The 12,537-nt window shown below is 72.6% G+C and carries 8 protein-coding genes and 1 pseudogene; 8 read left to right on the forward strand and 1 reads right to left on the reverse strand.

Features of this window, described 5'->3' with window-relative positions; all coding sequences use genetic code 11:
• Positions 1-10: 10 nt before the first annotated feature.
• From ACIHEJ_RS39960 to ACIHEJ_RS39990, 7 genes and pseudogenes are all read left to right on the forward strand, one after another.
• A complete protein-coding gene (locus ACIHEJ_RS39960; protein WP_400142768.1) occupies positions 11-316 on the forward strand; it encodes a hypothetical protein in 306 nt (101 codons plus the stop codon).
• The gene (locus ACIHEJ_RS39965) at positions 313-2,034 is read left to right on the forward strand and encodes an ABC transporter transmembrane domain-containing protein (RefSeq protein ID WP_400142769.1); all 1,722 of its coding nucleotides are present in this window, start codon (positions 313-315) and stop codon (positions 2,032-2,034) included. The genes ACIHEJ_RS39960 and ACIHEJ_RS39965 overlap by 4 nt, the downstream gene beginning before the upstream one ends.
• Positions 2,031-2,225 carry a hypothetical protein gene (locus ACIHEJ_RS39970; protein WP_400142770.1) on the forward strand — a complete coding sequence of 65 codons (195 nt, stop codon included), beginning with the start codon at positions 2,031-2,033 and terminating at the stop codon, positions 2,223-2,225. Before ACIHEJ_RS39965 ends, ACIHEJ_RS39970 begins: the two co-directional genes overlap by 4 nt.
• Positions 2,225-3,979, forward strand: a pseudogene (locus ACIHEJ_RS39975) (ABC transporter ATP-binding protein); the annotation flags it as partial. The gene ACIHEJ_RS39970 and the pseudogene ACIHEJ_RS39975, both read left to right, overlap by 1 nt.
• 253 nt (positions 3,980-4,232) lie before the next feature.
• Positions 4,233-6,290, forward strand: a complete 2,058-nt coding sequence (locus ACIHEJ_RS39980; RefSeq protein ID WP_400142771.1) for a M4 family metallopeptidase — start codon at positions 4,233-4,235, stop codon at positions 6,288-6,290.
• 250 nt (positions 6,291-6,540) lie between these two features.
• Positions 6,541-8,196, forward strand: coding sequence for a M4 family metallopeptidase (locus tag ACIHEJ_RS39985; RefSeq protein WP_400142772.1), 1,656 nt, complete (start codon positions 6,541-6,543; stop codon positions 8,194-8,196).
• A 71-nt stretch (positions 8,197-8,267) separates the two neighbouring features.
• Positions 8,268-8,789, forward strand: a complete 522-nt coding sequence (locus ACIHEJ_RS39990) for a DUF1990 domain-containing protein (protein WP_400142773.1) — start codon at positions 8,268-8,270, stop codon at positions 8,787-8,789.
• A gap of 6 nt (positions 8,790-8,795) precedes the next feature.
• Here ACIHEJ_RS39990 and ACIHEJ_RS39995 read toward each other — a convergent pair whose 3' ends face one another.
• Entirely contained in the window at positions 8,796-11,414 is a 2,619-nt protein-coding gene (locus ACIHEJ_RS39995) for a glycosyltransferase family 1 protein (RefSeq protein ID WP_400142774.1), read from the reverse strand.
• Positions 11,415-11,758: 344 nt separating this feature from the next.
• Here ACIHEJ_RS39995 and ACIHEJ_RS40000 point away from each other — a divergent pair.
• A partial coding sequence (locus ACIHEJ_RS40000; protein WP_400142775.1) for a maltotransferase domain-containing protein occupies positions 11,759-12,537 on the forward strand: 779 nt, incomplete at its 3' end.

Below are 12,537 nucleotides of genomic sequence, written 5' to 3' on the forward strand. Positions count from 1 at the left end.
GGGACGGACCATGGCGGACCGGAAACCGCGGCCGGCCTCGGCGGCGGGCGTCGAGGTGATCGCCGAGTCGCGGGCCGTGGTGCTCCGTGCCGGCCCGCGGCGGCCCGGGCGGTCCGGGCGGTCCGCCGGGCAGCGGGGACGGCGGCGGCCACGGGACGGGGCCGCGCCGACGCCCACCCGGGTGACCGGGGCGGCCTGCGCGTTCGACGGGTTCCGGCCGGTGACCGAGGACGCGGTGGACGTGTTTCCGGTGCGCGAGCCCGCCGTGGCCGTGGGTGAGGAGTGCCGCGCACCGCGACGGACGGGGGACGGATGATCGACGCCTACGAGGACCCGGGCACGCCCGACACACGCGGCGGCTGGCGCTATCTGGCGTGGCTGGTGCGGTGCCAGCCGGGGCGGTCGGCGGCCGGGGCGCTGCTGGGCAGTGTGTGGATGGTCCTGCTGGCCGCGCAGCCGTACCTGATGGCGCGGGCCGTGGACGACGGGCTGGTGCCGGGCCGGCCGGGGGTGCTGGCCGCGTGGTGCGCGGTGATGTTCGTGCTCGGGTCGGTGAACGCCTGGCTGAGCATCATGCGGCACCGCACGATGACACGGGTGCGGATGGACGCCCACTTCCGCACGGTGAAGGTGGTCGTGGGGCAGGTGGTCCGGCTCGGGGCCGCGCTGCCGCGCCGGGCGGAGGCCGGTGAGGTGGTGACGATCGGCGTCGGTGACGTGAAGACCATCGCGACGGCGCTGACCGTGGTCGGGCCGGGCGTCGGCTCGGTGGTGGTCTACGCGGTGGTGGCCGCGGTGCTGCTGTCGGTCTCGGCGCCGCTCGCGGCGGTGGTGCTGCTCGGACTGCCGGTGATCGCGCTGGTCACCGGGCCGCTGACGCTGCGGCTCCAGGGTGCGGAGAGCACCTACCGGGAGCGCCAGGGCGTCCTCGCCGCGCGCATCGGTGACCTCGCGGGCGGGCTGCGCGTCCTCAACGGGCTGGGCGGGAAGGGGCTGTTCGCGGACGCTTTCCGCGAGGACTCGCAGCGGTTGCGCGCGCAGGGCTACCGGGTGGGCTCGGTGGCCAGCTGGGTACAGGCGCTCGGTGTCGGCCTGCCCACCCTGTTCCTGGCGGTCGTCACCTGGCTCGCGGCCCGCCTCACCGCGCAAGGGGAGATCACCGTCGGCCAGTTGGTGTCGGTGTACGGCTATGCGGCCGTGCTGATCGGGCCGGTGGCGTTCATCGTGCAGACCGCCTACGACCTCAACCGGGGCGTGGTGGCCGCACGCCGGGTCGTGACGCTGCTGCGGCTGGAGCCGGAACCGGACGAGGGCGTTCTGCCGGCCCCCGAAGGGCCCGCCGAGCTGCACGACCCGGTGTCCGGGGTGCGGGTGGTGCCGGGCGGGCTCACCGCGCTGGCCGCCGCCCGGCCCGCGGAGGCCGCCGCGGTGGTCGACCGGCTCGGCCGGTTCGGGCCGACCGACGTCACCTGGGGCGGGGTACGGCTCGACGATGTCCCGCTGGCCGAGGTACGGCGGCGCATCCTGGTCGCGGACAACGAGGCCGACCTGTTCGCCGGCCCGCTCCGGGAGGTCGTGGCCGCCGGACACACCGCCGGTGAGGCCGCCCTGCGCGGGGCGCTGTACACGGCCGCCGCCGAGGACGTCGTCCGCGGGCTTCCGGAGGGGGCGGACTCGTCGGTGGCCGGGCAGGGCCGCAGCCTGTCGGGCGGCCAGCGGCAGCGCATCCGGCTGGCGCGGGCGCTGCTGGCAGAGCCCGAGGTGCTGCTCGCCGTGGAGCCGACCTCGGCGCTGGACGCGCACACCGAGGCGCTGGTCGCCGCACGGCTGCGGGAGGCGCGCCACGGCCGTACGACGGTGGTGACGACCACCTCGCCGCTGGTGCTGGACCGTGCGGACACGGTCCTGTTCCTGGCCGACGGGAAGGTCGCGGCGAGCGGCCCGCACCGGCGGCTGCTGGCCGAGGAGCCGGGCTATCGGGCGCTGGTGGCCCGGGACGTGGACGCCGAGGACGCCGAGGGGGTCGTACGGTGACGGCGGGCGAGGGACTGCTGCCGGTCGCGGACCGGGCTCAGGTACGACGGGCCGCGCTGCGACTGGTGCGGGCCGACGGGAAGGTCGCGGCGAGCGGCCCGCACCGGCGGCTGCTGGCCGAGGAGCCGGGCTATCGGGCGCTGGTGGCCCGGGACGTGGACGCCGAGGACGCCGAGGGGGTCGTACGGTGACGGCGGGCGAGGGACTGCTGCCGGTCGCGGACCGGGCTCAGGTACGACGGGCCGCGCTGCGACTGGTGCGGGCCGACGGGCGGGCGTTCGCCACCGCGCTGCTGCTGAACGCGCTGGCGGCCGGGGCGGGTCTGGCCGGGCCGTGGCTGGTCGGGCGGATCGTCGACGAGGTCAGGGCCGGACACGGGGTCGGCTCGGTGGACCGGCTGGCCCTGTGGATCCTGCTGTGTGCGCCGGCCCAGCTGCTGCTGGCCCGCTGGGCGCGGTACGTGGGGCACCGGTTCGGTGAGCGGACACTGGCCCGGGTCCGCGAGGAGTACGTGGAGCGGGTGCTGGCGCTGCCCGCGTCCGTGGTGGAGCGCGCCGGCACCGGCGATCTGACCGCGCGCGGCACGGCGGACGTGGCGACGGTCGGCACCACGCTGCGGGACGTCGGCCCGGAACTGCTGGTCAACTCCGTGCAGGCGGTCTTCGTGCTGGGCGCGGTGTTCCTGCTGAGCCCGCTGCTCGGCGCGTTCGGGCTGCTCGGGCTGACACCGATCTGGCTCGCCCTGCGCTGGTATCTGCGACGGGCCCGGGACGGCTATCTCGCCGAGGGCGCGGCGTCGTCCGAGGTCGCGGAGATCGTCGCGGCGACGGCGGCCGGGGCGCGCACCGTCGAGGCGTTCGGGCTGCGGCAGCGGCGGGTCGCGGCGAGCCGGGACGCGCTGGAGAGGTCCCGCCGGACCCGTTTGCACACGCTGTGGCTGCGGACGGTGTTCTTCCCGGCGGTCGAGGTGACGTACACCGTGCCCGTGGCGGGCGTGCTGCTGGTCGGCGGGTGGCTGCACGCGCGGGGCGCGGTCGGGACCGGCGCGGTGGTGGCCGCCGCGCTGTATCTGCGGCAGTTCACCGAACCGCTGGACCAGATCCTGATGCGGGTGGAGCAACTCCAGGACAGTGGGGCCTCGTTCGCCCGGGTGGAGGGGCTGGCGCGGGCGCCGCGCGGGGACGCCGCGGCCTCCCCGGTCCCGGCGGACGACCGGATCGACGTGCGCGGGGTGCGGTACGCCTATGAGCGCGGCGGCGAGGTGCTGCGCGGGGTGGATCTGTCGGTCCGGCCCGGGGAGCGGCTGGCGGTGGTGGGCCCCTCGGGAGCCGGCAAGACCACGTTGAGCAGGCTGCTGGCGGGTGTCGACCGGCCCGGCACCGGCACGGTCACGGTGGGCGGGGTGCCGGTCGCCGAGCTGGCGCCGGAACTGTTGCGCCGCCAGGTCGTCCTGGTCACGCAGGAGCACCATGTGTTCCTCGGCACGGTCCGCGAGAACCTGCTGATCGCCGAGCCGACGGCGACGGACGACGACCTGTGGGCGGCGCTCGCGGCGGTGGGCGCGGACGACTGGGTCCGCGAACTGCCGGACGGCCTCGGCACCCGCCTGGGCGCGGGCGGCCGGGCCACCGACGGCTCGCAGGCGCAGCAACTGGCCCTGGCCCGGGTGGTGCTGGCCGACCCGCACACGCTGATCCTGGACGAGGCGACGGCCCTGCTGGACCCCGCCACCGCCCGGCACACCGAGCGCGCGCTCGCCGCGGTCCTGCGGGGCCGTACGGTCATCGCCATCGCCCACCGTCTGCACACCGCGCATGACGCGGACCGGGTGGCGGTCATGGAGGACGGCAGCCTCACCGAACTGGGCACGCACGAGGAGCTGGTGGCGGCCGACGGGGCGTACGCGGCGCTGTGGGGGACCTGGCACGGGGATGCGTCCTCCTGACAGCCGATCCGCATACCGAACATGAACATCCGGTCAACGAACCATTTCCGGCCAAGTTTCTGACGCGCTCCTGACAGGCACCGTGATCCCCTGCCACTCTTCCCAGGCCGACTCACAGCAACCCCACAGCTTCACCCGCTCTGAGCGGCCTGCACGTGGTTCCGCGCAACGCCCTGTTCTGCCCCGGACGTCCCAACCCACCGTCCGGTCTCCCCTGGCCGCGCGACCCGCGGTCACGCAGAAGGAGTCAGTGTTGAGAAGCAATTCCTCTCGCGGACGCACCTCCCACACCCCGCACCGCACCACCGCGCACCGCCGTACCGCCACCGTCGCCCTCGCCGGCGTCGCCGCCCTGATCGCCGCCGCCGTCCAGTCGGGGGCCGCCAGCGCCGCACCGGCCGCACAGCCGCCGGCCGGCAAGGCGAACCCCGCCCATCTGGCCGTCCGGCTCACACCCTCGCAGCGCGCCGAGCTGATCCGGCACGCCGACGCCGGCACGGCCGCGACGGCCCGCGCCATCGGGCTCGGCGGCAAGGAGAAGCTGGTCGTCAAGGACGTCGTCAAGGACGCCGACGGCACGCTCCACACCCGGTACGAGCGCACCTACGCGGGTCTGCCGGTGCTCGGCGGCGACCTGATCGTGGACACCGCCCGCACGGGCAAGACCATGGAGGTCGTCAAGGCCACCGGCGCCACGCTGAAGGTCGCCGGTCTCACCCCGGCCGTGTCCAGGGCGGCCGTCGAGAAGCAGGCCGTGCAGCGGGCGAAGGCGCTCGGCGGCAGCAGGCAGGCCGCGGACAGCGTGCGCAAGGTGATCTGGGCCGGCTCCGGCAAGCCCGTCCTCGCCTACGAGACGGTCGTCGGCGGCCTCCAGGACGACGGCACCCCGAACCAGCTGCACGTCATCACCGACGCGGCCACCGGCAAGAAGCTCTACGAGTACCAGGGCATCAGGACCGGCATCGGCAACACCCAGTACAGCGGGCAGGTCACCCTGACGACGACCCAGTCGGGCTCGACGTACACGCTCAACGACGGGGCGCGCGGCAACCACAAGACGTACAACCTGAACCACGGCTCCAGCGGCACCGGCACGCTGTTCTCGCAGTCGAACGACACCTGGGGCAACGGGACCACCTCGAACGCGGCCACCGCGGGCGCGGACGCCCACTACGGCGCGGCGGTCACCTGGGACTTCTACAAGAACGTCTTCGGCCGCAGCGGCATCAAGAACAACGGCGTCGGCGCGTACTCGCGGGTGCACTACGGCAATTCGTACGTGAACGCCTTCTGGGACGACGGCTGCTTCTGCATGACCTACGGCGACGGCTCCGGGAACAACGACCCGCTGACCGCGCTGGACGTGGCCGGCCACGAGATGAGCCACGGCGTCACCTCGAACACCGCGGGGCTGGAGTACAGCGGCGAGTCCGGCGGCCTGAACGAGGCGACCAGCGACATCATGGGCACGGGCGTGGAGTTCTACGCCAACAACTCCAGCGACGTCGGTGACTACCTCATCGGCGAGAAGATCGACATCAACGGCGACGGCACCCCGCTGCGCTACATGGACAAGCCCAGCAAGGACGGCGGCTCCGCCGACTCCTGGTACTCGGGCGTCGGCAACCTCGACGTGCACTACTCGTCGGGCGTGGCGAACCACTTCTTCTACCTGCTGAGCGAGGGCAGCGGCGCCAAGGTGATCAACGGCGTCAGCTACAACTCGCCGACGGCGGACGGGCTGCCGGTGACCGGTATCGGTCGGGACAAGGCGCTGCAGATCTGGTACAAGGCGCTGACCACCAAGTTCACCTCCACCACCAACTACGCGGGCGCCCGCACCGGCACCCTGGCGGCGGCCGGTGAGCTGTACGGCACCTCCAGCGCCGAGTACAAGGCGGTGCAGGACGCCTGGGCGGCCGTGGCGGTCGGCTCGCGCTCCGGCGGGGGCGGGGGCGGCGGCTCGACGTACGAGAACAGCACGCCGGTGTCCATCCCGGACAACGGGCCCGCCGTCACCTCGCCCATCACCGTCTCCGGCAGGACCGGAAACGCGCCGAGCAACCTGCAGGTGAGCGTCGACATCACGCACACCTGGCGGGGTGACCTGGTGATCGACCTCGTCGGCCCCTCGGGCACCGCGTACCGCCTGAAGAACTTCTCCTCGTCGGACTCGGCGGACAACGTCAAGCAGACCTTCACGGTCAACGCCTCCGCGGAACCGGGCAATGGGACGTGGAAGTTGAAGGTGCAGGATCAAGCCACCTACGACACCGGGACGCTCAACGACTGGAAGTTGACGTTCCCGTAAGCGGCAGGCCACAGGCCCGCGAACACAAGGCCGACCGAGGGTTCGCCGCCCTCGGTCGGCAGCGGTTCACACAGCCGCAACATTCATGGATGCGTCGATTTTCAGTCAACATCACTTCAGGGTCCTGACATGTACGCGGCCCTGATGTCACTCTCTCTCCACCCGCCGCAGCAGCACAGCAACTTCACAACGCCATATCGCCGGCCAGTAACCCCACGCTGACCGGACTCCCCACTTGAAGGAGCTTTGAGTGAGCCCCCTCTACGCGCGTCACAAGCGCACCACTCTGGCCATCGCCACCGCTGTCGCCGCCGGAGCCCTGCTCTCCACTGGTCTGACCACCAGTGCCTCCGCCCAGACCCCGGCCGCCACGGCCAAGCCGCTGGCCGCCGCGCCGACCGCGCTGTCCGCTGCGGCCCGCACCTCCCTCCTCCAGAAGGCCCAGGCCGGCGCGGCGGAGACCGCGCAGCACATAGGCCTCGGCGCCAAGGAGAAGCTGGTCGTCAAGGACGTCGTCAAGGACGCCGACGGCACGCTCCACACCCGCTACGAGCGCACCTACGCGGGCCTGCCGGTGCTCGGCGGCGACCTGGTCGTCCACACCGCCAAGTCCGGCAAGACCGAGGGCGTCACCAGAGCGACCAAGTCGACCATCAAGGTGGCCTCGCTCACGCCGCAGATCACCGCCGCCAAGGCCGAGAAGCAGGCGGTGTCCGCCGCCAAGACCCTCGGCTCCGCCAAGTCCACCGCGGACGGCGCGCGCAAGGTGATCTGGGCCGGCTCCGGCAAGCCCGTCCTCGCCTACGAGACGGTCGTCGGCGGCCTCCAGGACGACGGCACCCCGAACCAGCTGCACGTCATCACCGACGCGGCCACCGGCAAGAAGCTCTACGAGTACCAGGGCATCGAGAACGCGACCGGCACCGGCAAGACGCTGTACTCCGGCACGGTCAGCCTCAACACCGTGCAGTCGGGCTCGACGTACCAGCTCACCGACAGCGCGCGGGGCAATCACAAGACCTACAACCTCGCCCGCAAGACGTCCGGCACGGGCACCCTGGTGTCCAGCTCGACCAACGTCTTCGGCACCGGCACCGCCTCCAGCTCCTCCTCCGACCTGACCGCGGCGGCCGACGCCGCCTACGGCGCCGCGGAGACCTGGGACTTCTACAAGAACACCTTCGGCCGCAGCGGCATCAAGAACAACGGCGTCGGCGCCTACTCCCGCGTCCACTACGGCCGGGCCTACGTCAACGCCTTCTGGGACGACAGCTGCTTCTGCATGACGTACGGCGACGGTGCGAACAACACCGACCCGCTGACCTCGCTGGACGTGGCCGGCCACGAGATGAGCCACGGCGTCACCGCCAACACCGCGGGCCTGGACTACTCGGGCGAGTCCGGCGGCCTGAACGAGGCCACCTCCGACATCTTCGGCACCGGCGTGGAGTTCTACGCGAACAACGCTTCCGACCCGGGTGACTACCTCATCGGCGAGAAGATCGACATCAACGGCGACGGCACCCCGCTGCGCTACATGGACAAGCCCAGCAAGGACGGCGGCTCGGCGGACTCCTGGTCCTCCTCCGTCGGCAACCTGGACGTCCACTACTCCTCCGGTGTCGCCAACCACTTCTTCTACCTGCTGTCGGAGGGCAGCGGCGCGAAGACGATCAACGGCGTGTCGTACAACTCGCCCACGTCCAACGGCTCCACGGTCACCGGCATCGGCCGCGCCAAGGCGCTGCAGATCTGGTACAAGGCGCTGACCACGTACATGACCTCGACGACCAACTACAAGGCCGCCCGCACGGCGACCCTGAACGCGGCGTCGGCCCTGTACGGCTCCTCCAGCACCGAGTACCAGACGGTGGCGGCGGCCTGGTCGGCGGTCAACGTCAACTAAAGCTTCCGCAGCAGAGGCAGGGCGGCACCCGGGCGGAGAACGCTCCGGGTGCCGCCCTACTCTTGTGACCCATGTCCTCGGCGCCCTTCACCTACGAGCCGGTCGGCGCGACCCGCGACGACCTGACCCACTGCCCGCCCGGCTTCCACCCCATGCTCGTCCGCACCCGCCTCGGCGAGGGCCAGGAGGTCTTCCAACGGGCCGCCGAGGCGGTCCTCACCTGGGAGATGCACCGGGAGCTGGGCGTGGGCATCGACGCGACCGCCGACCGCGCGGCCCCCGGCGTCGACGTCACGGTCACCCTGGCCGCCCTGATCAAGGCCCCTTGCCGCATCGTCTGGGCGACCGAGGAACCCCGCCGCGCGGGCTGGGCCTACGGCACCCTCGAAGGCCACCCCGAATGCGGCGAGGAGGCCTTCGTGGTCGACCGCACGGGCGACGGCACGGTATGGCTGACGGTCGCGGCCTTCAGCAGACCGGCCAAGTGGTACGCGAAGGCGGGCGGCCCGGCGACCCGGGGCCTGCAGCACGCCTACGCCCGCCGCTGCGGCACGGTCCTGCGGAAGCTGTGCGCTCAGGCCGAGGAAGCCTGAACACCCTCACCGCAGCAGCACCCCCGCCCCCTCCACCACCTCTTCCGGCGGTACCGTCATCAGGCCCATCTCCGCGCCCGACGCCAGCAGCCGGTGCGTGGGCAGGATGCGGATCGTGTAGCCGTAGGGGCCGGTGCGGTCGAGGGAGAGGGGGCCCTCGTACAGCAGGCGGCCCTCCAGGTCGGGGGTGCCCGTCGGCTTCAGGGGGACCACCGTCGCGTCCGTGATGCGGTCCTCCGCGTCGACCCGGCCGGAGACCGCCTGGACCTCGACGTCGTCAGGCGTCAGGTCGCCCAGGCCGACCCGGACCCGGAGGCCGACGGTCGCGCCCAGTTCCGCCATGGCCGTCGTCGCGGTCGTCTCGACGTGGTCGACGCTCACCCCGGACCAGGCGGCCCGTACCCGGGCCTTCCAGGCGGCGAGGTCCCGGGCGGTGTCCGGGGTCAGGGCGCGGTGCGTCTGCGCGGCCGGGGTGTAGAGGCGGTCGACGTACTCGCGGACCATGCGGCCGGCCAGCACCTTCGGGCCGAGCAGGGTGAGGGTCTGGCGGACCATCTCGATCCAGCGGTCGGGCAGGCCGCCGCGTCCGCGTTCGTAGAAGCGGGGGGTGATCCGCTGCTCCAGCAGGTCGTACAGGGCCGCCGCCTCGATGTCGTCGCGGCGGTCGGGATCGGTGCCGACGCCGTCGGCGGTCGGGACGGCCCAGCCGAAGTCGGGCCGGAACCATTCGTCCCACCAGCCGTCCAGGACGGAGAGGTTCAGACAGCCGTTGAGGGCCGCCTTCATCCCGGACGTGCCGCACGCCTCCAGGGGGCGCAGGGGATTGTTCAGCCAGACGTCACAGCCCGGGTAGAGCTTCTGGGCCATCCCCATGCCGTAGTCGGGGAGGAAGACGATGCGATGGCGGACGCGCGGGTCGTCGGCGAAACGGACCAGTTCCTGGACGAGCCGTTTGCCGCCGTCGTCCGCCGGGTGCGCCTTGCCCGCGACGACGATCTGGATCGGCCGCTCCGGGTGCAGCATGAGCTCCATCAGGCGGTCACGGTCGCGCAGCATCAGGGTCAGACGCTTGTACGACGGGACCCGGCGCGCGAAGCCGATCGTCAGCACGTCGGGGTCCAGGACGCCCTCGATCCAGCCCAACTCGGCGTCACCGGCCCCGCGTTGCCGCCATGACGCCCGCAGCCGCTCACGCACCTCCAGCACCAGCTGTTCGCGCAGGGTGCGGCGCAGCTCCCAGACCTCCTCGTCCGGGATCTCCGCGACCGAGTCCCAGCGCTCGGAGCCGCCGACGGTGAGGGCGTCCTCGGTGCGCTGGGCGCCGATCTGCCGGGCGCCGAGCCGCAGCACCTCCGGGGCCACCCAGGTGGGCGCGTGCACTCCGTTGGTGACGGAGGTGATCGGCACCTCGTCGGGGTCGAATCCCGGCCACAGGCCCGCGAACATCTCCCGGCTGACCTGCCCGTGCAGCAGCGACACCCCGTTGGCCCGCTGGGCCAGCCGCAGTCCCATCACGGCCATGTTGAACAGGTTCGGCTCGCCGCCCGGGTACGTCTCCATGCCGAGGGCCAGGATCCGCTGCACCTCGATGCCGGGAAGCTCGGCGTCGGGGCCGAAGTGGCGGGCGACCAGTTCCCGGTCGAAGCGGTCGATGCCGGCCGGGACGGGCGTGTGGGTGGTGAAGACCGTGCCGCCCCGTACCGCCTCCAGTGCCGGGTCGAAGTCCAGGCCGTCCGCGCACAGTTCGGCGATCCGCTCCAGGCCGAGGAAGCCCGCGTGGCCCTCGTTGGTGTGGAACACCTCCGGCTCCGGGTGCCCGGTGAGCCGGCAGTACGTCCGCACCGCCCGCACACCCCCTATGCCGAGGAGCATCTCCTGGAGCAGCCGGTGCTCGCCGCCGCCGCCGTAGAGCCGGTCGGTGACCCCGCGTTCGCCGTGGTCGTTCTCCTCCACGTCGGAGTCCAGCATCAGCAGGGGCACCCGGCCCACCTGTGCCAGCCAGATCCGTGCGTGCAGCGCCCGGCCGCCGGGCAGGGCGAGGGAGACCTGCGCGGGGGTGCCGTCGGCCTCCTCGAGCTGTGTGACGGGGAGTTCGTTGGGATCGAGCACCGGATAGTGCTCCTGCTGCCAGCCCTCCCGGGAGAGGGTCTGCCGGAAGTACCCGTGCCGGTACAGCAGCCCGACCCCGATCAGCGGTACGCCGAGGTCGCTGGCCGCCTTCAGGTGGTCGCCGGCCAGGATGCCGAGGCCGCCGGAGTACTGGGGCAGCGCGGCCGTGATGCCGAACTCCGGGGAGAAGTAGGCGACGGCGGCGGGCAGGCCGTCGGAGTGTGCCTGGTACCAGCGGTCGCCGGTCAGATAGTCGTCGAGGTCGTCGGCGACCGCGGTGAGCCGGCGCAGGAACCGCCGGTCACCGGCCAGCTCGGCCAGCCGGGCCGGACGCACGCTGCCCAGCAGCCGCACGGGGTCGCGCTCGGCGGCGGCCCAGGCCTCGGGGTCGACGGACTGGAACAGGTCGCGCGTCTCCGCATGCCACGACCAGCGCAGGTTGCGCGCCAGGTCGCTCAGCGGCCGGAGGGGGTCGGGGAGAACGGGACGGACGGTGAACCGACGGATCGCCTTCACATTCCACCTCGGCGGCGCGTTGCGTGGTGAGACGTACGGCGCTGTACGTCTCGTCGTCACCCTCGACGGTAGTGGTTACCCGGGGGTCGGTGGGGACCTGCCCGGCGGGGGTGTCGGCGCGAGTGTCGGGGCGTCAAGAGGCGATGACCGGGAACCGGTAGAAAGGGGCCGGTCTTGTGTGTAGACATACGCGTGAGTAGTTAACAAAGTGCCGGATTGCCCACCCGAAGAGGATGGGAAGGCTCCACCGGTACACACCCCACAGGCGTCCCACAGCACTTCCGCAGGACCCACCTCCCCACATCCATCCGCCCACACCCTCGTTGACGCGGACAGGAGCGGTCATGCCCGCCACGCACCACACGTCAGCACCACCGACCGACAGCAAGGCCAAGGCAGCAGGAGAGAAGGCCACGGGCAGGAAGGCCGGACAGCCGGCCGGCGGCGCCCGCGGCACGGCCGAACCCCCGCCGGCGTCCGGGGAGACCACCCTCGGCCGCATTCCCGTCCTCGACGTACGTCCCGTGGTGCAGCACGGGCGCAAACCCGCCAAATCCGTGGCCGGTGAGGCGTTCGAGGTGTCGGCCACCGTGTTCCGGGAGGGGCACGACGCCGTGGCGGCCAACGTGGTCCTGCGCGACCCGGCGGGCCGGGCCGGCCCCTGGACGCCGATGCGGGAACTCGCCCCGGGCACCGACCGCTGGGGCGCCACCGTCACCGCGGGCGAACCCGGCCGCTGGACCTACACGGTGGAGGCCTGGTCGGACCCGCTCGGGACCTGGCGGCACCACGCGCGGATCAAGATCCCGGCGGGCATCGACACCGGCCTGGTCCTGGAGGAGGGCGCCCGGCTGTACGAGCGTGCCGCCGCCGGGGTCCCGGACGCGGACCGGCCGGTCGTGCTGGACGCGGTGGCGGCCCTGCGTGACGAGGACCGCCCGGCCGCCTGGCGGCTCGCGGCTGCGCTGGCTCCGCAGGTGGAGTCGGTGCTGGCCCGGTATCCGCTGCGGGAGCTGGTGACCGCCTCTGATCCGATGCCGTTGCTGGTGGAGCGTGAACGGGCCCTGTACGGCTCGTGGTACGAGTTCTTCCCCCGCTCCGAGGGAACCGCCCAGCAGCCGCA

Source organism: Streptomyces sp. NPDC052301 (assembly GCF_044593395.1).
Classification (GTDB): Bacteria; Actinomycetota; Actinomycetes; order Streptomycetales; family Streptomycetaceae; genus Streptomyces.